The sequence below is a fragment of the Bradyrhizobium sp. USDA 4341 genome, from assembly GCF_054063755.1.
The window spans coordinates 805,215-829,431 of the sequence record NZ_JBSSGO010000002.1 but is presented as its reverse complement, the minus strand read 5'-3'; the positions used below and the strand labels follow the sequence as shown (position 1 = coordinate 829,431).

At 63.8% G+C, this 24,217-nt stretch carries 22 protein-coding genes and 1 tRNA gene; 13 read left to right on the top strand and 10 right to left on the bottom strand.

What is annotated here, in order from left to right; translation table 11 throughout:
* Nucleotides 1–84: 84 nt before the first annotated feature.
* The 5 genes from ACVIGB_RS09625 (at nt 85) to ACVIGB_RS09605 (ending at nt 5,755) form a co-directional block, all read left to right on the top strand.
* Nucleotides 85–1,572, top strand: coding sequence for a PAS domain S-box protein (locus ACVIGB_RS09625; RefSeq protein ID WP_456749132.1), 1,488 nt, complete (start codon nt 85–87; stop codon nt 1,570–1,572).
* Nucleotides 1,565–2,389, top strand: coding sequence for an ATP-binding protein (locus ACVIGB_RS09620; protein WP_456749370.1), 825 nt, complete (start codon nt 1,565–1,567; stop codon nt 2,387–2,389). Before ACVIGB_RS09625 ends, ACVIGB_RS09620 begins: the two co-directional genes overlap by 8 nt.
* Nucleotides 2,390–2,476: 87 nt before the next feature.
* Entirely contained in the window at nt 2,477–3,598 is a 1,122-nt protein-coding gene (locus tag ACVIGB_RS09615) for a dipeptidase (RefSeq protein ID WP_456722857.1), read from the top strand.
* 135 nt (nt 3,599–3,733) lie between these two features.
* Nucleotides 3,734–4,801, top strand: coding sequence for an ABC transporter substrate-binding protein (locus ACVIGB_RS09610; protein ID WP_456722858.1), 1,068 nt, complete (start codon nt 3,734–3,736; stop codon nt 4,799–4,801).
* Nucleotides 4,802–4,858: 57 nt separating this feature from the next.
* Nucleotides 4,859–5,755 carry a haloalkane dehalogenase gene (locus ACVIGB_RS09605; protein ID WP_092114684.1) on the top strand — a complete coding sequence of 299 codons (897 nt, stop codon included), beginning with the start codon at nt 4,859–4,861 and terminating at the stop codon, nt 5,753–5,755.
* A 162-nt stretch (nt 5,756–5,917) separates the two neighbouring features.
* On the opposite strand, the gene ACVIGB_RS09600 is transcribed toward ACVIGB_RS09605, so the two are convergent.
* Nucleotides 5,918–7,147 (bottom strand): ABC transporter substrate-binding protein, encoded by a 1,230-nt coding sequence (locus ACVIGB_RS09600; RefSeq protein WP_456722859.1) that lies wholly within the window; start codon nt 7,145–7,147, stop codon nt 5,918–5,920.
* A 185-nt stretch (nt 7,148–7,332) separates the two neighbouring features.
* Complete coding sequence (locus tag ACVIGB_RS09595) at nt 7,333–8,310, bottom strand: GlxA family transcriptional regulator (RefSeq protein WP_456722860.1); 978 nt, start codon at nt 8,308–8,310, stop codon at nt 7,333–7,335.
* 151 nt (nt 8,311–8,461) lie between these two features.
* On the opposite strand from ACVIGB_RS09595, the gene ACVIGB_RS09590 reads away from it, so the two are divergent.
* A complete protein-coding gene (locus tag ACVIGB_RS09590) occupies nt 8,462–8,725 on the top strand; it encodes a tautomerase family protein (protein WP_092114681.1) in 264 nt (87 codons plus the stop codon).
* A 179-nt stretch (nt 8,726–8,904) separates the two neighbouring features.
* Here ACVIGB_RS09590 and glnA read toward each other — a convergent pair whose 3' ends face one another.
* A complete protein-coding gene (gene glnA, locus ACVIGB_RS09585) occupies nt 8,905–10,314 on the bottom strand; it encodes a type I glutamate--ammonia ligase (RefSeq protein ID WP_092114679.1) in 1,410 nt (469 codons plus the stop codon).
* A 151-nt stretch (nt 10,315–10,465) separates the two neighbouring features.
* Nucleotides 10,466–10,804, bottom strand: coding sequence for a P-II family nitrogen regulator (locus ACVIGB_RS09580; protein WP_011441447.1), 339 nt, complete (start codon nt 10,802–10,804; stop codon nt 10,466–10,468).
* Between the two features lie 354 nt (nt 10,805–11,158).
* Between ACVIGB_RS09580 and ACVIGB_RS09575 the strand changes: the two genes are divergently transcribed.
* From ACVIGB_RS09575 to ACVIGB_RS09565, 3 genes are all read left to right on the top strand, one after another.
* Nucleotides 11,159–12,658 carry an NAD(P)H-hydrate dehydratase gene (locus tag ACVIGB_RS09575; protein WP_092114678.1) on the top strand — a complete coding sequence of 500 codons (1,500 nt, stop codon included), beginning with the start codon at nt 11,159–11,161 and terminating at the stop codon, nt 12,656–12,658.
* 19 nt (nt 12,659–12,677) lie between these two features.
* Entirely contained in the window at nt 12,678–13,097 is a 420-nt protein-coding gene (locus ACVIGB_RS09570) for a GNAT family N-acetyltransferase (protein ID WP_456725208.1), read from the top strand.
* Nucleotides 13,098–13,265: 168 nt separating this feature from the next.
* Nucleotides 13,266–14,882 carry a B12-binding domain-containing radical SAM protein gene (locus ACVIGB_RS09565; protein WP_092114677.1) on the top strand — a complete coding sequence of 539 codons (1,617 nt, stop codon included), beginning with the start codon at nt 13,266–13,268 and terminating at the stop codon, nt 14,880–14,882.
* 42 nt (nt 14,883–14,924) lie between these two features.
* Here the strand turns inward: ACVIGB_RS09565 and ACVIGB_RS09560 are convergent, their stop codons facing one another.
* Nucleotides 14,925–15,752, bottom strand: a complete 828-nt coding sequence (locus ACVIGB_RS09560; protein WP_456722861.1) for an oxidoreductase — start codon at nt 15,750–15,752, stop codon at nt 14,925–14,927.
* A gap of 101 nt (nt 15,753–15,853) precedes the next feature.
* Here ACVIGB_RS09560 and ACVIGB_RS09555 point away from each other — a divergent pair, with 101 nt between their 5' ends.
* Entirely contained in the window at nt 15,854–16,819 is a 966-nt protein-coding gene (locus ACVIGB_RS09555; RefSeq protein WP_456722862.1) for a LysR family transcriptional regulator, read from the top strand.
* A gap of 20 nt (nt 16,820–16,839) precedes the next feature.
* Here ACVIGB_RS09555 and ACVIGB_RS09550 read toward each other — a convergent pair whose 3' ends face one another.
* Complete coding sequence (locus ACVIGB_RS09550; protein ID WP_456722863.1) at nt 16,840–17,103, bottom strand: hypothetical protein; 264 nt, start codon at nt 17,101–17,103, stop codon at nt 16,840–16,842.
* A gap of 105 nt (nt 17,104–17,208) precedes the next feature.
* On the opposite strand from ACVIGB_RS09550, the gene ACVIGB_RS09545 reads away from it, so the two are divergent.
* A complete protein-coding gene (locus tag ACVIGB_RS09545; RefSeq protein ID WP_456722864.1) occupies nt 17,209–18,036 on the top strand; it encodes a tetratricopeptide repeat protein in 828 nt (275 codons plus the stop codon).
* 33 nt (nt 18,037–18,069) lie between these two features.
* Here ACVIGB_RS09545 and ACVIGB_RS09540 read toward each other — a convergent pair whose 3' ends face one another.
* The 4 genes from ACVIGB_RS09540 to ACVIGB_RS09525 form a co-directional block, all read right to left on the bottom strand.
* Nucleotides 18,070–18,780: a hypothetical protein gene (locus ACVIGB_RS09540; protein WP_456722865.1), complete on the bottom strand. Its 711-nt coding sequence runs from the start codon at nt 18,778–18,780 to the stop codon at nt 18,070–18,072.
* Between the two features lie 103 nt (nt 18,781–18,883).
* Complete coding sequence (locus ACVIGB_RS09535; protein WP_456722866.1) at nt 18,884–19,714, bottom strand: hypothetical protein; 831 nt, start codon at nt 19,712–19,714, stop codon at nt 18,884–18,886.
* 127 nt (nt 19,715–19,841) lie between these two features.
* Complete coding sequence (locus ACVIGB_RS09530; RefSeq protein WP_456722867.1) at nt 19,842–20,927, bottom strand: enolase C-terminal domain-like protein; 1,086 nt, start codon at nt 20,925–20,927, stop codon at nt 19,842–19,844.
* Between the two features lie 32 nt (nt 20,928–20,959).
* Complete coding sequence (locus ACVIGB_RS09525) at nt 20,960–22,273, bottom strand: multicopper oxidase family protein (protein WP_456722868.1); 1,314 nt, start codon at nt 22,271–22,273, stop codon at nt 20,960–20,962.
* 153 nt (nt 22,274–22,426) lie between these two features.
* On the opposite strand from ACVIGB_RS09525, the gene ACVIGB_RS09520 reads away from it, so the two are divergent.
* A tRNA-Leu gene (locus tag ACVIGB_RS09520) sits at nt 22,427–22,511 on the top strand.
* Between the two features lie 164 nt (nt 22,512–22,675).
* Nucleotides 22,676–24,034, top strand: a complete 1,359-nt coding sequence (gene tig / locus ACVIGB_RS09515; RefSeq protein WP_456722869.1) for a trigger factor — start codon at nt 22,676–22,678, stop codon at nt 24,032–24,034.
* Nucleotides 24,035–24,217 lie beyond the last annotated feature (183 nt).

Genomic DNA, 24,217 nt, shown 5'->3' with positions numbered 1-24,217 from the left:
TATTGCCCCGGCGCCGACGATCCTTTTCGATATTGTTTTGCTTTTCCATTTTCCGGTGCAACTGCTCACGATGAGTTGGTCGGGATGAATTTGTCGGACCGACTGGCGGCCGGGATGATGCTTCCCGTCGTCACACTCCTGCTCGCGTTGGGCTTCATCTATGGCGTCGCGTGGCCGGGCATTCTGCTCGCCGGTGGTGTGGTTTCGGTGGTGTTGATGACGGCTGAGATGATTGCGAGGTCGCAGTCCAGAACGCCCGCCCAGTTGGTGCGGGCGGCGGAGGCGCTGTCGCGCGGCGAGCCGGTCTCGATACGCCCAAGCGGCGACGACGAGGCCGTCCAGCTCGCTACGACGCTTGCCGAACTGTCCGCGCAATTGGGCAGCAGGCAGCACCTGCTGGAGAAGACCGTCGAGAGCATCCGCGATCCGGTGGTGGTCGCCGACGAGCATGCGATGATCGTGATCGTCAACGCCGCGGCGCGGCGGCTGTACCGTGTCGAACCCGGTTTTGACACCCTGACCGGCGTTCGCACCTTCCAGAACTATTATGCCGACGGTACGACTGTCATGCCGATCGCGGAGACGCCGATGGCGCGTGCGCTGCGCGGCGATGACGTCGACGATTGCGAGCTGATCGTCAGACCCCTGCGGCCGGAACCGGCTGTCTGCCTTGTCGCCAACGCCAGGCCGCTGCGCGACGATACCGGCAATTTGCGCGGCGCGGTTATCGTGCTGCGCGATGTCACCGCGGAGCGTCAGGCGCATCAGGCGCTGGTGGAGAGCGAGCAGATGGCGCAGGCCATCGTCAGGACCGCGCTCGACGCCTTCGTTCAGACCGACCAGGACGGCATCGTGCTCGACTGGAGCCCGCAGTCCGAAGCGTTGACCGGCTGGACGCGCTCGGAGGCGGTCGGCCAGCGCGTGGTCGAACTGGTGTTCCCGGAAGAGCTGCGGGTTGCACACCGCCAGCGCATCACCCGCTTCCTGCAGGAGACCGCGGCCGGCGGCATGGGCATGCGCTATGAAACCGCATCCGTGCACCGCGACGGCCACCGGTTCTATGTCGAGGTGTCACTCAATGCGCTGCGCCGTGGCGACGGCTGGATCATCAACTCCTTTGTCAGGGACGTCACCCAGCGCCGGCGCGCCGAAGAGCAATTGATCCAGGCGCAGAAGACGGAATCGCTCGGGCGGTTGACCGGCGGCATCGCGCACGACTTCAACAACATGCTGACCGTGATCACCGGCACGATCGAGATACTTGCCGACGGCGTCAGGGATAACCCGCAGCTTACCGCGATCGCCAAGCTGATCAGCGATGCCGCCGATCGCGGCGCGCAACTCACCTCGAGCCTGCTGGCATTTGCGCGCAAGCAGCCGTTGCAGCCCGCCGAGACCGACGTCAACGACCTGATCGACGAAGTGGTCCGGCTTGCTGTCGCAGACGCTGGGGTCGCAGACCGAGATCAGGACGGAGCTCGGCCGCAACGCCTGGCTTGCTTTCGTCGACCGCAGCCAGCTCGGCGCTGCGCTGGTCAATCTCGGCATCAATGCGCGCGATGCGATGCCTGATGGCGGCACGCTGACCTTTGCGACCCGCAACATGCAGCTCGGGATTCCCGATGCCGTGGCGCACGGCGTCGAGCGCGCCGGCGACCATCTCGTGATCGAGGTGAACGATACTGGTACCGGAATTTCGCCGTCGCATCTGGAGAAGATCTTCGATCCGTTCTTCTCCACCAAGGAGGTCGGGCAGGGCACCGGGCTCGGGCTCAGCATGGTGTTCGGCTTCGTCAAGCAGAGCGGCGGCGGCATCGAGGTCAAGAGCGAGCAGGGGCGCGGCACCATCTTCAGGATCTATCTGCCCAAGGCGGACGGCATCGCGCAGCGCGCGGCCGAGGAGGACGATCTGCCGGTCAGGGGCGGCAACGAGACCATCCTGTGCGTCGAGGACGATCCGACGATCCGCGACTATGTGATGGGCCAGCTCGAAAGCCTCGGCTACAAGGTGCTGGTCGCGGCAAACGCAGATGCCGCGCTCGAGATCGTCAGCCGTGGCACCGCGTTCGACCTCCTGTTCACCGACATCGTGATGCCCGGCAGCATGAACGGCCGGCAATTGGCGGAGACGCTAATGGCCGGGCGACCGGCGCTGCGGGTGCTGTTCACCTCGGGCTACAGCGATGGCGCGCTGCCGGCGCAACAGAGCCGTGGCGGCCACGGCATTCCGCTGCTGACCAAGCCCTATCGGCGCAGCGAACTGGCGCGGATGCTGCGGCGCTGCCTCGATCTTCAGGTCGACTTTCAGGGCGATCCGGTTCCGCAGCCTTACTCCGTGCAGCCCGATCTCGAACGCTTCCTGCGCGAGAACCCGCCCGAGAAGAATTAGTCCACAGCGTGGACCCATCACTTTCGTAAGCCCCGACACGATGGATATCGCGGAGTTTGTCATCGGGCCGCGCGCTGCGCGGACCCGTTGGCTCAACCCATCCTGCGCGCTACGCTGCTCGACGCGGGCAAGGCGAAGGAGAACGGTCCGGTGCAGGAAAGCGGCAAGGTTGCGATCTTCGACGGCCATAATGACGCGGCTCAGCATCTGGCTGAATACCGGGAAGGCGGGCGGGATTTTCTCGTGCGCTCCGAGGATGGTCATCTCGATCTGCCGCGTGCCCGGGAAGGCGGCATGGTTGGCGGCCTGTTCGCGATGTACGCCAAGGCAGAACATCCGCGCCAAGGCGATTTCACCCGAACCGCCGACGGATACGAGGTGCGCCTTGCGGAGCCGCTCGGTGTGGCGTACGCGCGCCGTACCATCGATGCCCAGCTGAGCGCGCTCGAGACCGTGGTGGCCCGCGCAGGCGGGAAAATCCGGTGCGCGACGACCGTGGATGAGATCGAGGGAGCACGCCGCGACTCCGCATTCTCAATCGTGCTGCACCTCGAGGGCGCCGAAGCGATCGACGCCGATCTGGACGGGCTGGCGAGGCTCTACGCCCGCGGCCTGCGTTCGCTCGGCCTGGTCTGGAGCCGTCCCAACATCTTCGGCCATGGCGTGCCGTTCGCCTATCCGCGCTCCCCGGATACCGGCCCCGGTCTGACTGACGCGGGGAAGGCGCTGGTGAAGGCCTGCAATGAACTCGGAATCATGCTCGACGCGGCTCACCTCAACGAGCACGGCTTCTGGGATCTGGCGGCGGTCAGCACCGCGCCCATCGTGGCGACCCACGCCTGCGCGCATGCGGTCTGTCCCGCGACCCGCAACCTGACCGACCGGCAGCTCGATGCTGTCAGGGCATCGGGCGGCGTCGTCGGCTTCAATTTCAGTGTGTCCGAGGTGCGCCCGGACGGGCACCGTGATCCGGACATCCCGATCGAGACCGTCGTCGACCACCTCAGCTACCTGGTCGAGCGGATGGGTGACGACCACGTTGCGCTGGGATCCGATTTCGACGGCGCGCTCATGCCCCTTCCGTTGAAGGATGCAAGCCACCTCCCGAACCTGATCGATGCGCTGCGGGCACACGGCTTCGATGACGCCACATTGCGCAAGATCGCCTTCGACAACTGGATGCGTGTGTTTCGCCAAAGCTGGCGGTGATCAGTCGGTAGTCTGTAGGATGGGTAGAGCCAACGGTCCGCGCAACGCGCGGACCCGTTGGCTCTACCTGTCCTACGCGCTATGGTCCCGCAACAATGGCGCGGCTGGTCAACGGCCCGATTTAGGGAGCATGGAATGCAGGACCGCAAATGGTCGAGACGCGACTGGCTCAAGGTGACGGCGGCGACGGCCGCGGGCATGGTGTTCGCCGAACCGTTGCGGGCGGCGGCGCCGCCGGCCGAGGCCGTGATGCCGGAGTTGATCGCAGCCGCCAAGAAGGAAGGCAAGATCTCGTTCTACAGCGCGCTCGAACTGAACACGGCGGAGCGTCTCGCGCGCGACTTCGAGCAGAAATATCCGGGCATCAGCGTCCGCGTCGAGCGCTCCGGTGCCGAGCGCATCTTCCAGCGCATCGCGCAGGAGCAGGGTAGCGGCATCCATGCCGTCGACGTCGCCAACTCGACCGACCCTGCGCATTACCTCGACTGGAAGAAGAACGACTGGCTCGCGGCCTATCTGCCCGAGGGGGTCGCAAGGCATTTTCCCGCCGATCAGATCGATCCCGACGGCACCTCGGTGACATCCTGCGCCTGGTTCGAGGTGATCGGCTACAACACCGAGCAGGTGAAGCGCGAGGAGGCGCCGAAGAGCTACGCCGATTTGCTCGATCCGAAATGGCGCGGCAAGATCGTCAAGGGCCACCCGGGCTACTCCGGCGCGATCTTGACCGCGACGTTCGTGCTGGCGCGCGATCTCGGTTGGCCGTACCTGGAAAAGCTGGCGCAGCAGCGCGTGATGCAGGTGCAGTCGGCTGCCGATCCGCCGAAGAAGATCCTGCTCGGCGAGCGTGCGGTCATGGCCGACGGCAACGACTACAATCTCGTGCTGGCCAAGGATCAGGGCAAGCCGGTCGAGGTGGTCTATCCGACGGAGGGCGCGCCTCTGATCATCGTGCCGAGTGGCGTGTTCAAAAGCGCGCCGAACCCGAACGCGGCACGGCTGTTCCAGAGCTACTTCTTCAGCGCCGAAACCCAGCAGATGCTGGCCGACGAGTTCGCGCACCGCTCGTTCCACGCCAAGGTGAAGGAAAAGGCCGGGCACGTGCCGCTCGACAAGCTGAAGATGCTCAAGGCCGACCCGGTCCAGGTGCAGGCGCAGAGCGAGGAGATCAAGGCGCGTTACGCGAAGCTGTTTCGCGTGTGACGGCCAGTCCTCGCCCCCCATCCTGCGAGCGACGTCAACAATGAGGAGCATTGGACAATGGCGATCGGGGCTTTGCGGACCGCGGATGTATGCTTTGATGGCCTTCCCGGCTATTCGTTCGCGCCCAACTATCGTGACGATCTTCCCGGCTATGCCGGCTTGCGCATGCATTATCTCGACGAGGGAAGGGGCAATGCCCGTGTTGCGCTGTGCCTTCATGGCCAGCCGACCTGGAGCTACCTTTACCGCAAGATGATTCCCGGCCTCGTCGCCTCCGGCTATCGGGTGATCGCGCCTGACATGTTCGGGTTCGGTCGCTCCGACAAGCCTGTCGAGGAGTCCGTCTACACCTTTGACTTCCATCGTGAGAGCCTGATCGCCCTGATCCGTGCGCTCGATCTCGGTCGCATGACGCTGGTTTGCCAGGACTGGGGCGGTTTGCTCGGTCTCACCATCCCGATGGAGATGGCCGGTCGCTTCGAAGCGCTGCTGGTCATGAATACCATGCTCGCGACCGGGGACCGCCCGCTGACGAAGGGCTTCATGGATTGGCGCGCGTGGAGCAACGCAAATCCCGACATGGCGGTCGGCAAACTGATGGCGCGCGCCTGCCCGCAGCTCTCGCCCGCGGAGGCAGCCGCCTATGACGCACCTTTCCCTGATGCCAGCTACAAGTCCGGTGTGCGCAGATTCCCGAACCTCGTGCCGGACCAGCCCAGTGCCGGCGGCGCGGCCCTGTCACGCAAGGCGCGCGAATGGTGGCGAAGCGAATACTCCGGCAAGACCGCGATGGTGATCGGCATGACCGACCCGGTGCTCGGGCCGGCTGTCATGGCGGAGATGCGGCAAACGGTCCGCAATTGCCCCGAGCCGGTCACGCTCACCGCAGCCGGTCACTTCGTGCAGGAATGGGGTGAGGATGTCCTGAGGGGCGCGCTGCCGCTCCTGTCCTGAACGCGGAGGCGAGCAAGCCGGGCAACCGCAGCCCGCAAAAAATGGGTAGAGCTCAGCGAAACCCATCGCCTGTGCAAGGAGCGAGATGATGGGTTTCGCGGAGTTTATCATCGGGCCGCGCGTTGCGCGGACCCGTTGGCTCTACCCATCCTGCAGATCGCGCTAACCGCCGACTTCTGCGCTGAGCATCGGCCCGAACAGCTCCCATCGCTCGCCCGTGAGCCGTCTGAGCTGCATCTGCTTGATCGGCGCGAAATCAATCGGACTGGTGTTCATCGTGATTCCGGGCAGCAGGTTGTTGGTCCGGAAGGCCTTTAGGTTGGCGGCCTGTTTCATCACGTTGGCGCGCGTGAGGTCGTCGCCGCACTGCTTCAGCACCTGAACCAGCGTCTGGGCGGCGTTGTAGCCAGTTACCACCAGGCCATCGGCTCGATTGCCCTCGGGGAAATATTTGGAGAGATATTGGTCGAATGCCTTCATGCCGGGGTCGTCCTTCCATTGCGGATCGAGCGGATCCATTAGGTAGGCCACCGAAATGATACCTTGTGCGTTCTCGAGGCCCGCAGGCTGGATCACGGCGCCGAGCGAGGAGCCGACCGAGTTGAGGATGTGCAACGGCTTCCAGCCGATCTCGGCCGCCTTCTTGATGGCCTGCGCTGCGAATTTCGGTGTGGCAATGTTGACGAATACGTCGGCATTCATCGACTTCATCTTGACGATGTGCGTGTCGATCGTCGGCTCGGCCACCTCATAGGCATCCTCGATAACGATCATCGCCGCCGCCTTGTCGCCGAGGCCGTCCTTCAGCCCCTTGAGATAGTCCTTTCCATAATCGTCGTTCTGGTAGAGGACGGCGATCCTGCCGCCCGGCTTTTCCTTCAGGATGTGCTTGGCGTAGATTCGTCCCTCGCTCTGATAACTGGGTTGCCAGCCCATGGTCCACGGAAAGTTCTGCGGATCGTTCCACTTGGTCGCACCGGTCTGGATGAACAGCTGCGGCACCTTCTTCGCATTCATGTATTTCTGAATCGCGCCATTGGAGGCCGTGCCGAGTGCGGCGAAAATCAGCAAGACCTCGTCGCCTTCGACCAGCTTGCGTGCCTGCTCGACCGTCTTCGGCGGACTGTAGCCGTCATCATAGGAAATGAACGTGATCTTGCGGCCATTAATGCCTCCCTCGGCGTTGACCTTGCGGAAATACGCCGCCTGAGCCCGGCCGCTGGTGCCATAGGCGGATGCCGGCCCGCTGTAGGGCATGATGTTGCCGATCTTGATTTCCGTATCGGTTGCGCCGGTGTCGTATCTCTTCTGCGCGAATGCGCTGCCTGCACCGACAGCGAGGATGATGATGGCGGTCGAAAGCGCCGCCATTCGTCGTGCGACGAAAGACATCTCGTTTCTCCCCATGCGAAAATGACTGTGCTTGTGTTATCGGAGACCGCTTTTGAGTCCTTGCCGGAAGTGAACACCCGACTCCACACGTTGTCGATTCCGAACATCGCGCTTTGCGTGTCGGCTCGCGTCACGTCATTGGGTTCGTCAGTATTGCTGACCGTAGTCTTGCGGGCAGCTTGCAACTACGCCGCGCGCATGGTGCGCTGTGCGCGGTAGGCCTGAGGCGACAGCAGCGTCAGCTTGCGGAAGGCCTTGCGAAAGCTGCTCTCGTCTTCATAGCCGGTGGCGCGGGCGATGGCCTTGATCGGTTGCGCCGTCGTCTCCAGCAGCGTGCGCGCGTGCTCGACGCGGCGTCGCATGATGAAGGCCTGCGGCGGCTCGTGGGTCAGTTCGCGGAAGCGGCGGTTCAGCGTGCGCTCGCTGAGGCCCAGCGCCTGCGCGAGGCCGCGCACCGTGATCGGCGCCTTGCCGGTGCGGCGCACCAGCATGTCCGCCTTCATCAGCAGCGGATCCTGGGCGAGCATGTAGCCAAGCGGCATGAAGATCGCCTGCGTGCGTTGCGCGGTGTCGATCACCGCATAGTCGGCGCAGACCTTTGCGACCTCCGGGCCTTCGACGAGCTCGATCAGCCGCAGCAACAGGTCGACCCACGACATCGGGCCGGCGGCACAGACCAGGCGGTCGGCCTGGGTGAGCACGGCATCGCTCGCGAGATCGATTCTGGGATGGCGGCGGCGGAGTTCGCTCTGCAGCCACCAGGTGATGGTGGCGCGGCGGCCATCGAGCAGGCCGGCATTGGCGAGCAGCAGCACGCCGCTGCAGAAGGCGCCGATCAATCGTCCACCAGCATGTTGCTGGCGCAGCCAGGCGCCGGCCTGGTCATATTGCGGTTGCAGGCGCTCGGCGGTCAGATGATCTACCAGGCTGCCCGGCACGATGATCGCGTCGAATGCCGTCCGGTTGCTGACGGCGCCGTCGACGGCGAGCAACTTGCCGCCGCCGGCGCGCACCGCCTTGCCATCGAGCGAGAGCGTCTGCCAGGTGAAGCGCGCCTTGCCGCCGCGCAGTTGCATCACATGGTTGCCGAGCGTGAGGATGTCGGCGATGCCGGCGACCGCCGATTGCATGCAGCCTTCCAGCGCGAGTATCGCAAGCTTCATGGGACCTCCGGAATTTGCCGCCATCCTACCCGATCGGCGCAGGCAGGCCATGGCAGATATTGCCCGATCTCTGTCCGATCGGCCACTGCCTGATCGCACCGCGCCGGTCCATCTTCGTTGCGTTGTCACAACTCAGCAATGGAGAGAGACCATGCCTTACGTCACCATTTCCACCGTCCGCGGCATCTTCGATGTCGTGCAGAAGCAGACGCTGCTGCAGCGCGTCACCGATCTCATGGTCGAGGTCGAGGGGCAGGGTAACCCAGATTTCCGCCGCAACGTCTGGGTCAAGATCGAGGAGGGCGAGCCGGCGAGCTGGTCGCTCGGCGGCATGATCCCGACGCCCGACATGATCGCGGGCAATTTCGGAGCGCTCGATGCCGGCGGGCGGCGGGTCGCGAAGGTGAAAGCCTAGCCGCACGTCGTAGGGATGGGTAGAGCGAAGCGAAACCCATCGTTTTTCGCCGAGGTCCGCGACGATGGGTATCGCTTCGCTCCACCCATCCTACGGATCGCGCCTTGTGGCTACACCACCCAAAAACAAAAGGCGCTTCCGATGGAAGCGCCTTTCGCATTCGTGAGTGGCCGTAGAGCTTACAGCGAGTAGTACATCTCGAACTCGACCGGGTGCGGGGTCATTTCGAAACGGGCGACCTCGGTCATCTTCAGCTCGATATAGGCGTCGATGAAGTCGTCGTCGAACACGCCGCCGTTCTTGAGGAACGCGCGATCCTTGTCGAGGCACTCGAGCGCCTCGCGCAGCGAGCCGCACACGGTCGGGATCTGCTTCAGCTCTTCCTTCGGCAGGTCGTAGAGGTCCTTGTCCATCGCCGGACCCGGATCGATCTTGTTCTTGATGCCGTCGAGGCCGGCCATCAGCATCGCGGCGAAGCCGAGATAGGGATTGGCCATCGGGTCGGGGAAACGCACTTCGACGCGCTTGGCCTTCGGGTTCGCCGTATAGGGGATGCGGCAGGACGCCGAACGGTTGCGCGCGGAGTAGGCGAGCAGCACCGGCGCCTCATAGCCCGGGACCAGACGCTTGTAGGAGTTGGTCGACGGGTTGGTGAAGGCGTTGATCGCCTTGGCGTGCTTGATGATGCCACCGATGTAGTGAAGGCAGGTCTCCGACAAATCGGCATATTTGTTGCCGGCGAAGGTCGGCTTGCCGTCCTTCCAGATCGACTGGTGGACATGCATACCCGAGCCGTTGTCGCCATAGACCGGCTTCGGCATGAAGGTGGCGGTCTTGCCGTAGATGTGGGCGACCTGGTGGATGCAGTACTTGTAGATCTGCATATGGTCGGCCATCAGGGTCAGCGTGTCGAACTTCATGCCGAGCTCGTGCTGGGCGGACGCCACTTCATGGTGGTGCTTCTCGACCTTGACGCCCATCTTGGCCATCGCGCCGAGCATCTCGGAGCGCATGTCCTGCACCGAGTCCTGCGGCGGCACCGGGAAGTAGCCGGCCTTGGTGCGGATGCGGTGGCCGAGGTTGCCGCCTTCATACTCGGTCGCCGAGTTGATCGGCAGCTCGGAGGAATCGAGGCGGAAGCCGGTGTTGTAGGGTTCGGCCGAATAGCGCACGTCGTCGAACACGAAGAACTCGGCCTCGGGGCCGACGAACACGGTGTCGCCCACGCCCATCGACTTCACCATGGCCTCGGCCTTCTTGGCGATGCCGCGGGGATCGCGGTTGTAGGGCTCGCCGGTGGTCGGCTCGAGCACGTCGCAGGTGATGACCATGGTGGTCTCGGCGAAGAACGGGTCGATCGTCGCGGTGACCGGGTCCGGCATCAGGCACATGTCGGATTCATTGATCGCCTTCCAGCCGGCGATCGAGGAGCCGTCGAACATCTGGCCTTCGGAAAAGGTGTCCTCTTCGATCATGCCGACGTCGAAGGTCACGTGCTGCCACTTGCCGCGCGGATCGGTGAAGCGCAGGTCGACGTATTTGACGTCGTTGTCCTTGATCGATTTCAGGACGTCTTTGGCGGTCTTCATGAATACCCCTTATGGATGTGCGGGTCGGTTTCCAGCGGAGAGGGACGTTATTCCCGCTTTTGGCGAGTTCGTGTGACTGCTGAAACGAAATGAGGCTGCCGAAGCAGCCTTTTTTCTCTTTTGCCGTCAGAAAATCCGGATAGCACCGGGCTTAAATAGCGTCCAGCCCGGATTCGCCGGTCCGGATGCGGATGGCTTCCTCGATGTTGGAGACGAAGATCTTGCCGTCGCCGATCCGCCCGGTCTGGGCCGCGCGGCGGATCGCGTCAATCGCCTTCTCGACCAGGTCGTCGCCGATCACGATCTCGATCTTCACCTTGGGCAGGAAGTCGACGATGTATTCCGCACCGCGATAGAGCTCGGCATGGCCCTTCTGGCGGCCAAATCCCTTGGCCTCGGTCACGGTGATGCCTTGCAGTCCGACTTCCTGGAGCGCTTCCTTCACCTCGTCGAGCTTGAAGGGCTTGATGATGGCTTCAATCTTCTTCACTGAGCGCCTCCCGGGCATTGCAGATTGCAGGGTCGAGTTCGATGCGCGTGGGGCGCAGTCTGGTTGGTCTTAAGCCTTCCGGCGGGTGGCCGGAAACACGCGCAATGGTCGCATCGAGCGGCATTGTGCGCGGCTTCCTCAAAAGCAGGGTCTATGCCAAGTTGTTAAGGTCCCCGATTTTGGAATGTTATCAGCCTTTTAACAGGCAGTCGGCTGATATCGAACCACACGGGCTATGATATCCAAGCCCAACAAATAGGCAAATAGATCAATCCGTATGCAGTCGGCCAGTAGAAATCCCGCGAACGTCACAGGAATTGCCTCTCGAAAAGGCGAAGCGATTGAGGATTCGGCATGGACGTTCTGACCACCACCGAGATGGAGCGCGCCGACCGGCTGACCATCGCAGCCGGCACGCCGGGCTTCGCACTGATGATGAGCGCCGGCCAGGCCGTCGCTGAAGCCGCGATGGACCTGGTCGAGGAGGGGCCGATCGTCGTGGTCGCCGGCCGCGGCAACAATGGCGGCGACGGCTTTGTCGCCGCCGCTGAGCTCGCCGCGCGCGGCCGCGAGGTGTCGGTGATCTTGCTTTGCGAGCGCGACAGCCTGCAGGGCGACGCGGCGCTGGCGGCGAAGGGCTGGAAATATCCGGTGTTGCCGTTCAACCCGCAGGCGCTGGGCAAGCCGGCGCTGATCATCGACGCGCTGTTCGGCGCCGGGCTCAATCGCCCGGTGAAGGGCGACCCGCTGGAGATGATCGCGGCCATCAACGCCAACGGTATGCCGGTGCTGGCAGTCGACCTGCCGAGCGGTATCAACGGCACGTCGGGCGCCGTCATGGGCGCGGCCGTGCAGGCGACCGAGACCGTCACCTTCTTCCGCAAGAAGCCTGCGCACCTGTTGCTGCCGGGACGGATGTATTGCGGCCGGGTGCGCGTCGCCGACATCGGCATCGCGGCGCAGGTGCTCGACGAGATCAAGCCGCTGACTGCGGAGAATCTGCCACAGGTCTGGCGCTGGTCGTTCCCGGTCCCGCGGATCGACGGCCACAAATACGCAAGGGGCCATGCCGTCGTGGTCTCGGGTGACATCGCCTCGACCGGGGCGGCGCGGCTCGCCGCGCGCGCGGCGCTGCGCGCAGGCGCCGGCCTCGTCACCCTGGCCTCGCCGCGCGATGCGCTCGCCGTCAACGCGGCGGCGCTGACCGCGGTGATGGTGCGCGCGGTCGACAATCCGATCCAGTTCGCCGAACTGCTCGACGACAAGCGCCTCAATGCCTGCGTGATCGGTCCTGGTGCGGGCGTCAGCGCGCGCACCCGCGACTTCGTTCACACCGCGTTGTCGGCGCAGCGGCATCTGGTGCTCGACGCCGACGCGCTGACCAGCTTCGCAGGTTCGCCGGACCGGCTGTTCGAGGCGATCAGGGCCTCCGACGGTCTTGGGGTGGTGCTCACGCCGCATGAAGGCGAGTTTCCGCGGCTGTTCAGCGACATCTCCAACAAACATCCCGGCCGCTCGAAGCTCGAGCGCGTCCGCGCGGCGGCCGAGCGTTCCGGCGCGGTGGTGCTGCTGAAGGGCGCAGACACGGTGATCGCATCTCCGGACGGCCGCGCGACCATAGCCGCCAACGCGCCGCCTTGGCTTGCCACCGCCGGCGCCGGCGACGTGCTGGCCGGCATCATCGCCGGCTTCCTGGCGCAGGGCGTCGCGGCATTCGAGGCGGCCAGCATCGGCGTGTGGCTGCACGGCGAAGGCGCCAGCGAGGCGGGGCCCGGCCTGATCGCGGAGGATCTCACCGAAGTGCTGCCTTCCGTGTTCCGCCGGCTCTATGATGAGTTCGGAATTGAATATTAGGCGGCTCCAGCTTGCCGACATGGATGCCGCCGCACGCGTGCACCGCGCGGCGTTCGACGAAGCGTTGCCGTGGCTCGCGGGCCTGCACACACCGGATGAAGATCGCTGGTTCTATCGCGAGCGGATGTTTGCGACCTGCGCGCTGTGGGGCGCGTTCGACGGCGATGCGATGAGCGGCGTCATCGCGTTCCACGACGACTGGATCGAGCAGCTCTATGTGCTGCCGGCCGCACAGGGCCGCGGCATCGGCGGCGCGCTGCTCGAGATCGCGCAGCAGGGTGCGGACCGGCTGCAACTCTGGACCTTCCGGCGCAATGCGCGGGCGCGCCGCTTCTACGAGGCGCGCGGTTTTGCCGCGGTCGAGGAAACCGACGGCAGCCGCAACGAGGAGAGGGAGCCGGACGTGTGCTATCTCTTGGCGCGCAGGGCCGGCGGATGACATATTGATCGGATTGACTGACCCCAGGCGGATCCGGGGAACAGGACGGGGCTCACGGCGGGACGAAAGATCGTCTGGCAATCGGCCACCATTTGAGCACTTAATGCCTGTATCGACGAGCGAAAGTACCCTTGAGCCTCGAAGCCGCGTGGTACGGACCGGAGCACCATGACGAGTCCCTGCCGCGTTCTAATGATCTATCCGAAGTTCGTTCCAGACTCGTTCTGGAACTATACGGAAGCTTGCGAACTCGTCGGCGCGAAGTATCCGGCGGCGCCACTCGGACTGATCACCGTCGCCGCCATGCTGCCGAAGCATTGGGAGATTCGGCTCGTCAACCGTAACACCGAGCCTTCGACCGACGCGGACCTTGACTGGGCCGATCTCGTCATGATCGGTGGTATGCTCAACCAGCAGCCTGATTTTCTCCACCTGATCGATCTCGCCCACCGGCACGGCAAGCCGGTATGTGTCGGTGGGCCTGACGTCTCCTCGAGCCCGCACCTTTACGCGGCTGCGGACTTCCAGGTGATCGGCGAGGCCGAACACATCATCGAGGAATTCATCGCCGCCTGGGAACGCGGCGAGCGCGAGGGTGTGTTCATCGCCGAGAAATTCAAGATCGACGTCACGCTAAGCCCGATGCCCCGCTACGATCTGATCAAGTTCGATCATTATCTCTTTATTGGCGTGCAATATTCGCGTGGCTGCCCGTTCACCTGCGAGTTCTGCGATATTATCGAGCTGTACGGGCGCGTGCCGCGCACCAAGACTCCCGATCAGATTCTCGCTGAGCTGCAAGCGCTCTACGATCATGGTTATCGAGGGCATGTCGATTTCGTCGACGACAATTTCATCGGCAACAAGAAAAACCTCCGCATTTTGCTGCCGCGGCTCAAGGCCTGGCTGGAAGAGCGAGACTATCCGTTCGAGTTCTCGACCGAAGCCTCGATCAATATCGCTGATGACAGCGAGCTGTTGCAGGCAATGAAGGACGCGAACTTCTTCGGAATTTTCGTCGGCATTGAGAGCCCGGATCCAGAGACCCTCGTGCAGATGAAGAAAAAGCAGAACACCAGGCGCAACATCGCCGAGAGCGTTCACAAGATTTACGACTATGGCATGTTCGTCACCGCGGGTTTCATCGTCGGGTTCGATACCGAGAAACTCTCAATGGCGCAGGCGATGATCGACTTCATCGAGGAGGCGAGCATTCCAGTCTGCATGGTCGGACTGCTCTATGCGCTGCCTGGCACACAGCTGACGCGGCGGCTAGCCCAGGAAGGCCGCCTGCACGAAGGCCATGATCTCATGAAGGTCGAACAGGCGGGCGACCAATGCACGCTCGGCTGCAATTTCGACACCAAGCGTCCGCTTCGTGACATCCTTACGGATTACAAGGCTGTGCTCGGGCACGTCTACAGCCCGACAGCATACGCAGGACGGCTGTCGCGGCTTTCCGTCATGCTCGACCGGTCCGACCGGCGCCGCGATCTGCCCGATGGCGACGTGCGCACGAAGCTTGGCGGCATCGAGGGCGTGCACAGGATCATGCGGACCCTGCCGGAGGTTCGCGAGCCGTTCTGGAAGACCTTCGTCGAGGTCGCCAAGTCCAACCCAGGCGCACTGCGCTACATCGTGATGCTGATGGCGCTGTACCTGCATTTCGGGCCGTTCTCGAAGCACGTGATCGGTGAGATTGACCGCCGGATTGCCGAGCTGGATGCCATGCCTCCGGTAAGGGGCGCGGAGCTTGTGCCGCGAGCTCAGCTTGACGCCGTTTGACGGACGGCAAAGTTCGCCGGACTCTTGGGCAGCTGACGCAACTCAGGCAACGTCGGTGGAAAGCGAAACGCTCTTCCACGCATCGAATTCGGCTTGCAGCAGTTTCATTTTTTCCTCGACCAGCCGCACGGCATCGCTGCCGAGCAGGAGATGCGTCGGCGGATCGGCCGACAAAGCGAGTTTCAACATCGCCTGCGCCGCCTTTTGGGGATCGCCGACCTGCCAGCCACTCAGTTCCATGCGACGTTTGCGGATTGGATTGATGACAGCGTCATAATCTCCGATCGACCGCTCCGCCCGTACCATCGATCGTCCGGCCCAGTCGGTGCGAAAGCCGCCCGGCTCGACCGCGGTGACCTTGATGCCGAGGTCTTTGACCTCCTTGCCGAGGGATTCCGATATCCCTTCCAGCGCGAACTTGCTGCCGTGGTAGTAGCTGAGACCGGGCATCGTGATGATCCCGCCCATCGACGTGATGTTGAGGATGTGCCCGGCGCGCCGCTTGCGCATGAAGGGCAGCACCGCCTGGATCATCGCCACCGCGCCGAAGACGTTGACCTCGAACTGGCGTCGTAGATCGTCGATCGACGATTCCTCCAGAATGCCCTCGTGGCCGTAGCCGGCATTGTTCACCAGAATGTCGATCGCGCCGATCCTGTGCTCGACGTCGGCGACGGCGGGCGCGATGGCCTCGGTGTTGGTGACGTCAAGGACCACCGCGTGCACGCCGGCGCCGAGCGCTTCGAATGTCCGCTTGTCATTCTCGTTGCGCACGGTGCCGGCGACGGTGTGGCCGTCGCCCAATGCTGCCTCGGCCAACGCGCGGCCGAAGCCGGACGAAACGCCCGTGATGAGGAAAGTCTTTGCCATAGGAGATGTCCTTCAGATCGAGATTGCGGGCTCGATATAGGCGACTTGATTGCTGCAATAATCGGCATAGAGTGGTATGACCTGATGCAGATAATCGAACAATGCAGCATGCTGGCCTTTTCGAGCTGAACGCCGTCGTCGCGATTTCAACGCATCGCAGCTTTCGCGCGGCCGCGACTGAACTCGGCATTTCACCCTCGGCGTTGAGCCATGCGATCGCCGCGCTGGAAAAGCGGTTGGGCGTGCGCCTCATCAATCGGACGACGCGCAGCGTCGCGCTTTCGGAGGCGGGAGAGCGTTTCCTTGCCAGGGTCAGTCCCGCGCTGCGCGAGATTGCCGGCGCGATGGAGGATGTGAACGAGTTTCGCGACACGCCCGCGGGAACGCTGCGTATCAACCTGAAGGAGCGCGCCGCGCACCAGATCCTCCGCCCGGTCGTCGCAAAGTTTCTGCGGCGCTATCCCGACATGAACGTCGAGCTGACCCTGGAGGGACGTCCCATCGATATCGTCGCGGAAGGTTTCGACGCCGGCATCCGGCTGGCCGAAGCCGTGCCGCAGGACATGGTCGCGATCCCCTGCGGCCCGGACACGCGCTTCATTGTCGTCGGCGCGCCCGATTATTTCGCGCGCTGTTCGGTGCCGCGGTCTCCGCTCGATCTGCTCGCCCATGAATGCATTCGCAGACGGATGCCCAGCGGCAAGCTGTACCACTGGGAGTTCGAAAAGCGCGGCGGCGAGCAGATGGTGGTGGATGTTCGGGGCAGGCTGACCCTCGACAATGACAGTCTGATGGTCGAAGCCGCACTCGAAGGCGTGGGACTGGCGTTCGTCAGCGATTTTTGGGTAGCGGGGCATCTCGCCGCCGGAGCCCTGCGCGCCGTGCTGGACGACTGGACGCCGCCATTTCCCGGCTTGCGTCTCTACTATCCGAGGCACCGGCACATGACAGCCGGGCTTCGTGCTTTCGTCGACATGGTGCGGGAGGAGACCAAGGTGGCCGCCAGGGGCGGGGAGGTCCACTCACCCCCCGCCAAGCGATCGGGTAGTCATCGCAAGCGCGCGTGAGCCGTCTCTACATCGGCCATCTACAGATGCGGCACCACCTCGACGCTTGCCTTGAGGAGCGCTGAAGCCGGCGAGCTGTTCATCAGCTCGGAGGAAAATCGCGTCTCGAAATAGTCGCCGCCGGGAAAGCCCGTGTTCGGGCTGTAGGCGGTGTTGGTCTCATTATCAGCCCAATACTTGCCGCGGTTGGGGCTGATGAGAATCTTCTGAGGGCGCATCGGCCCCGGCGAACCATAGTTGGTCCGGCACACGTGATCTTGCAGCACGACGGCGACCCATCCCATCCGAGCGCGATCCACTGTGCCTGCGTCACGAGACTTTTGGTGGACGCGTGGGAAGAGGCGGGTTAAAGCCGCATGACATCCCTTTGTATCCCGTGAATCTCCCTCGTGAGTGACAGGCAGAACAGTTTCCTCGTTCAGGCGCTGCAACAAGGCGCATCCGCGTTGCGGGCGCGGCAGTTTGCTGAGGCAGAGCAGATCGCGACAAGCATCCTGAAATCAAACCGCAAGGACAGACACGCGGCGCTTCTCCTGGCGCATGCCCTGATGGGGCAAAAGCGGGGAGGCGAGGCGATTGCACCGCTCGAGCGGCTTGCACGCCGCGGCGACGATGGCGAGGTCGAGACCTTGCTTGGCGCATTGTTGTGCGGTGCGGGGCGCGCCACGGACGGCCTCGCACAGCTTCGGCGCACGGCGGCACGCCGCCCACCATATCTCCCTTCCTTTCAGGAACTCGCCGGGCAGCTTGCCAAGGCCGGTCAATACGACGAGGCGATCAGCACGGTCGAGGCCGGCCTCGCGCTGGCCCCTGACAGCGTCGATCTGAGGCTCGATCTCGGGCGGCTGTTGCATGATACCAATGACTTCGCGCGGGCTGCGAGTGTCCTGACCGCCGCACGTGATGCTGCGCCGGGACGCCCGGACATTCTTAACCAGCTCGGGCGGGTCCTGATCCTTCATGGCGACTACGCCGCAGCCGCGGACGCTTTCCGCCGCGTACTCGCGCTCTATCCGGACGATCGCTCGACCCGCGCCTACCTCGCCACATCCTTGTTCGAGCAGGGGGAGCGCGACGCCGCCGAAGCGGCGCTGCGCTCCATCATTCGTGGTCAGCCCCAGCTGCTGGGTCGCGCGGCATTCGTCATGGCCGCGGCATCGCATGGTCGCTTCTTCTTCTCCCAGCGCGACGTTGCGAAATTCCTCGGCGGGGAGTGAGGCCGGACGCACTGGACGAAATCTGGTCGCGCCTCACGCCCTGAAGTTTCTCCGGTAGAGGTTGGGCTGCCGCCTGAGCTCATTCCGGAACTGGCCGACGCGCTTGGCTTCTTCCGCGGTGAAGGAGGATGTCTGCGCAGTCCAGTCGTCTCGCTTGACCGGAATGCATTGCGCGATCGGAGTCCCCTTGGGGAGGACGCCTCTGAAATTCCGGTCGTGCCAGTATGCCGGGAAATGCACCCAATTGTCGGTATAGAGGTCCGAATTGACCAGGCCGCTGAGCGTGGTGAACGGCAGGTCGAAGCGGTTGACGGGATGGGTGAAATAAATCGCGTAGCCTTCGGGCGCCTCGACGGTCCACAGATTGTGGAATTTGAGAAAGAAGCGGCCCGCTTCGAACAATGGCGTGCCGCTGACCTGACCCGGATCGTGAAAGCCGATCGGCGAACGCGGAAATTCGGGTGTGCCTCCCGGCGGCAGGTCGTGATCCCAGGTGATTTCGCCGTTCTCGACTCTGAGATCGCAGACCAGTGGGAGCAGGAACCCGCAGGTCATCGCGTCCACGAAGGGCGGGCAGCGCTTGATGGTGTCCTCGTCGTGCAGGTTGATCGAAGAGAAGGCCGTCGCAGGCATTGTCTTGAGCCAATCGGGAACGCCCTGCGCCGCCGGGATGGGGGCCGGAATTTGTCCCTCAAGCTCCTTCGGACAGCGAAATTTGAGCGTCAGTTTGCTGTTGGTGGACATTGGGCGCTCCGATGTCGTGATGACCTACATGAATGCGTTGCAAAGGTGAAGCTCACGATCAGGCGCAAGATCGGCAGATTGCAAGAGCGGTCGGCAGGCTCCATCAATTGCGCACGAGATAGAGCGGCGTTCTCAGCGTCAGCTGATAAGATGGCTTCGGCACCCAGATGATTTGGGCCGTGACCCCGAACAGTCGATTGTCGTTGTCATCCATCCGGTCGAGGTCAAGTCGGAGGATGGGCTCGGTGAAGGACTGGATTGGCGTGAAATTCAGGAGTTGCGCGCCGCCGAAATGCTGTACTCCGACCCGGCCGGTGAATTTCCAGTTGCTCGGCCACTGATAATAGCCGCCGACATAGCCGATGATATTTGGATGGATCCGTGCGAGATCGGTCGCTACCTCGACGCGGGTGTCCTGGATGCCCGCCAGCATTCCACGCGTTCCGTCCTTGTCGAAGGCATAGTCGAACTCGAGAATGTTGTTGAAGGTCGTCGTCCCAGTCGGCCCGTTCGGGATCGCCTGGGTGATTGTCGATTGCCAGGTGATGGTCGGGATTGAGCCGCCATTCTGGCTGTAGAGGTCCGCCTGAAAGCCGACGTTCCAGCTGGTGACGTCGAAGGGCGTCCACCCCTGTGCGGGGCCATAGGTCGTGGTGCCGGAAATGCCGGCATACAGCGAGACCGCATCGGTGACATCTACCGTCAATGGAAGATCGACGGCGAGGGATTGCCGGGACGGCAAGGAGACGCTGGTCGGAAGCGAGCTGCCGTTCGCGAGCGCAAGCGATTGCAGCGCGCTAAACAGAGCCGGGCTGCCGAAACCTACCGGCAAAGCGCCGGCCGGCACCGTTGCGTAGCTTGTCCGCAAATCGAGATAGATATTTGGCGGAGCGCTGTCGTCGTCGCGATCTTTGCCGAACGCTGGTCCGGCCAAGCATGAGCCGATGAAACAGGCCAGCACAAGGCCCGGTAACGACGGAAAATCGCCAAAAGAAGAGGTGGTCAGAATGCGCGGAGAAACTGGCACGACCTTTAGGCTCCTCTCTTGACCCGGCGAGCCGCTAGCTCACGAGATACATCGCCACCGCCGGCTCGTTCCATTCGATGCCGAGCCCGGGACCGCGGGCGGTCACCGCGCTGTCTATGATCTCGGCGGGCCTTGCGAGGATCGCGCCCGCGAAGTCGAGGAACTCGAGCCAGTGCGCGGTCGGCGTCACCGCGAGCAGATGCGCGCTGACTTCCGCGAACAGATGGCTCGACATCGGGATCGACGCGGCATCGGCCTGTCCCGCGACCTGCATCCAGCCGGTGACGCCGCCGACCTTCATCACGTCGGGCATGATGAAGTCGGATGCGCCGGCCGCGATCGCCTCGGCGAAGCCGCGCGGAAACCACCAGTTCTCGCCGGCCTGGATCGGCGTCGGCGAGGTCGCGCGGACCTTGGCATGGCCGGACAGGCTCTCCTGCGGCACCGGCTCCTCGATCCAGTGCAGGTCGTAGGGCGCAAGCCGGGCGATGCGACGGGTGGCTTCCGCCGGATCGAGCGACTGGTTGAAATCGATCATCAGCGCGATGTCGGGGCCGAGCAGCGCGCGCACGCCCTTCACGACGCGCTCGTCATTGGCGGCATCGCCGTCGCCGCCCTTGATCTTGATGCCCTTGAAGCCTTGGTCGAGCGAGCGGCGCAGCGCGCGCTCGTCGGCAACGGGATCGACCGCGCCGTAGCTGTCATAGGCCTTGATCGGCTTCGCCGAGCCGCCGAGCAGCTCGACCAGCGGCCGGCCGGCGAGTTGGCCGAGCACATCCCAATAGGCCATGTCGAGGCCTGACACGGCCATCCCGACCAGACCCTGCGCGCTGAGCAGCCGAAACTTGGCGTCCATCGCCTTCATCAGATCGAACGGGGCGACCGGCCTGCCGATCAGCTCGCGTCCGATCTCCTCGATCAGATAGCAGAGAGGGTGAAGTGTGAGCTTGCTGTAGGCGAAGATGTAGGTGCGGCCGGTAACGCCTTGATCGGTTTCGACATCGATCAGCACCAGCGGACCGGAATCGATCACGCCAAACGCGGTCTTCACAGGACGCTTAAGCGGCACCACGACGCTTCGTGCCTTCACTCCGCGAATCGCTGCAACTGTCTGGCTCATCGGTGTTTCCTTAAGGCGGTTTCCACTTCTTGTTATTGGACACTGTACCATCGCAGCAGCCGCGGCGCGGCCCAATCAGTCGCGACCTGCTCGATCAGATAGCGGCCCGGATATTCGGCGAGGAAGGCGATGCGCTGGGTCTGGCCCGGTTCGACCGCGAGCGTGTCGAGCCAGAACGGCTTCCAGCCGTCGTCGAGCCGGTCGAGCAGACGGAAGTGATGGCCGTGCAGGTGAAAGGCGCTGGCGATCGTGGCCTGGTTGGTCAGGGCCAGCACGACGGTTCGGCCTGCCTTGGCCTGAAAGGCCGGAGCCGCTGACGGCTTGAAATCGGCCGGGCGGAACCACTCGGTGGGTGCGCCGAGCGCCAGATCGAATCGCGTCGCGCTCTTGAGGTCGAGCTGGGCGGGCATGTCGTTGCCCGGCAGCGGTGGGGCCGGCGGGAACGGCGCCGTTCGGATCGGCGGCTCGTTCGAGACGGCGAGCTTGCCGACCGGACGGGCTTGCTTGCCGTCGTGCAGCAGGATCGGGAAGCTCGTTCCGGCCGGACCGGCCGCATCGACAAAGACATCCGTGCGGCTTCCGGGAGCCAGGACCAGCGCGCCGTTGCGGGCCGGGAACGGTTCGGCTGGCTGGCCGTCGATCGCCATCACCCGGACGTCGAGGTTGTCCAGCTTGACCGCCAGCACGCTGCGTTGGCTGCCATTGATAAAGCGGAGTCTGAGGCGGGCATTGGACGGTGCCGAGATGTCGTATGAGGTTTTTCCGTTAATTGTATGAATTTGCGTCGAATCTTTTGGATCGCTTCCAGGCGGGATCGCGGTTCCATCGGACCGCAGACGCCACTCCTCGATCAGCAAGACCTCGTCGCGATCGACAGCGACCGGCGAGGTGCCGGTCACGATCAGCGGGCGCGGCCGTGCCGGCGCCGTGCCGTCCCCGAACAGCGGCTCGCAAAGGAAGGTGCCGGCATGCCGAAGCGGCAGCTGAAAGGTATCCTTTGCCCCCGTGGCAAGGGGCGCCCGCGAGGCCAGCGGCTCCGCGGCCGGGACGCCATCGAGCCCGCGGCAATCGAGCGCGGCCGCGACCGGCAGCTCGTTGCCGAACGTCACGTCGAGGATCTCGCCGCGCTTGAAGTGGAGATCGCCGCTGCCGAGCGACCAGACCAGGGTCTCCGGTCCGTCGGGACGAAGCAGGATGCGGTCGATCTTGGCCTGCAGCGTAACCGCCGTCCGGCCCTGCGCCGAGCCGGTGGCTGGCCAAGCGGGGCAAAGCGCCGCGGCGCCGAGGCCGGCGATCAGGTCGCGCCGGGTGAGGGAAAATTGGGGACTTGCTGGGGGACTTGCCATTCGGCCGATGCGGACCATTTTCAAGTGTACCTGTCCAGTCGCGATCGGTCGCAGGGCGGGCTCTCCAGCGGCCATTTTTTTGCTGCGAACCGGTGGGCGCATGTTATAAGCCCGGCCGCCCGCGGCATCGCGGCCGGACTGGATGCTTTTCGCGCGGGCGTGGCGGAACTGGTAGACGCGCTGGATTTAGGTTCCAGTGACGAAAGTTGTGGGGGTTCGAGTCCCTCCGCCCGCACCAAGCGCTTACAGCGTTTGCATGACGATTCCTTGGAGAACCTTGGCCCCCGAAGGGGACGAGGGTTCGCCGAACCCACAGACGTTAGGCCGCAAGGCTCACCGTCGAACAGATTGACACTGCCACGGCCACTCGGGCCGCGGCAAAAGCGGAAGAAGATTGATACCATGCAGGTCACCGAGACCCTCAACGAGGGACTGAAGCACGAATTCAAGATCAGCGTTCCGGCATCCGATCTCGATGCCAAGGCGGGCGCCAAGCTGGTCGACCTCAAGGACAAGGTCCGTCTCAACGGCTTCCGTCCCGGCAAGGTGCCGGTGGCGCACCTGAAGAAGATCTACGGCCGCTCTGTCATGGCCGAGACCATCGACCAGACCATCAGCGACACCAACCGACAGATTTTCGAAGATCGCGGCTTCCGCCTCGCCGGCGAGCCGAAGATCACGATGCCGACCGAGAAGGACCAGGTCGAGGAATTGCTGTCGGGCAAGACCGACCTGACCTACACCGTCGCGATCGAGGTCGTGCCGCAGATCCAGCTCGCCGATTTCAAGTCGTTCTCGGTCGAGAAGCCGGTGGTCGATGTTTCCGATGCCGACGTCGACGATGCCATCAAGCGCATCGCCGAAGGCAGCCGCCCGTACAGCGCCAAGACCGAGGGTGCGGCGGAGAAGGGCGACCGCGTCACCATCAGCTTCAAGGGCACCATCAACGGTGAAGCCTTCGAGGGCGGCACCGGCGAGGGCATCCAGGTCGTGATCGGCGCCGGCCAGTTCATTCCGGGCTTCGAGGAGCAGCTGATCGGCATCGGCACGGGCGAGACCCGCACGCTGAAGGTTGGTTTCCCGAAGAACTACCTCAACGACAAGCTCGCCGGACAGCCGGCCGAGTTCGAGACCACCGCGACACTGATCGAGGCGCCCGGTGAGACTACGATCGACGACGAGTTCGCCAAGACGCTCGGCCTCGAGTCGCTTGACAAGCTGAAGGAAGCCGCACGCGAGCGCCTGACCGCCGAGTTCGCCGGCGCGACCCGTCAGAAGGTCAAGCGCGCGCTGCTCGACCGGCTCGACGAGAGCCACAAATTCGAGGCGCCGCCTTCGCTTGTCGCCGAAGAGTTCAACCTGATGTGGAACTCGATCAAGGCCGAGATGGATTCCTCCGGCAAGACCTTCGCCGACGAGAACACCACCGAGGATGCGGCCAAGGAAGAGTACCAGAAGATCGCCGACCGCCGCGTCCGCCTCGGCCTCGTGCTGTCGGAGATCGGCGAGAAGAACAAGATCACCGTGACCGACGACGAGGTCTCGCGCGCCGTGATCGAGCGCGCGCGCCAGATGCCGGGCCGCGAGAAGGAAGTCTGGGATTACTACCGCAGCAACGCCCAGGCGCTGGCCCAGCTCCGCGCCCCGATCTACGAGGACAAGGTCGTCGACTTCGTCCTGGAGCTCGCCAACGTGACCGAGAAGAAGGTCTCCAAGGATGAGCTGTTCAAGGATGAAGACGCCGAGCAAACTGCCGCCTAATTGCGGCACCTCGCGTTAATGATGAACTGCGAAAGCAAGCCTGGCGAGGGTTCCCCTCGCTAGGCGCGCCGACGCGAATCGGCTTGAACTTCTGCGTCCTGCCCAGGTGGCTAGTACGGCCAGTGCCGGCCTTGTCGGCCGGAAATTGGTCCATATCTGGGTTAAGCCTTAACGTTCTGCATC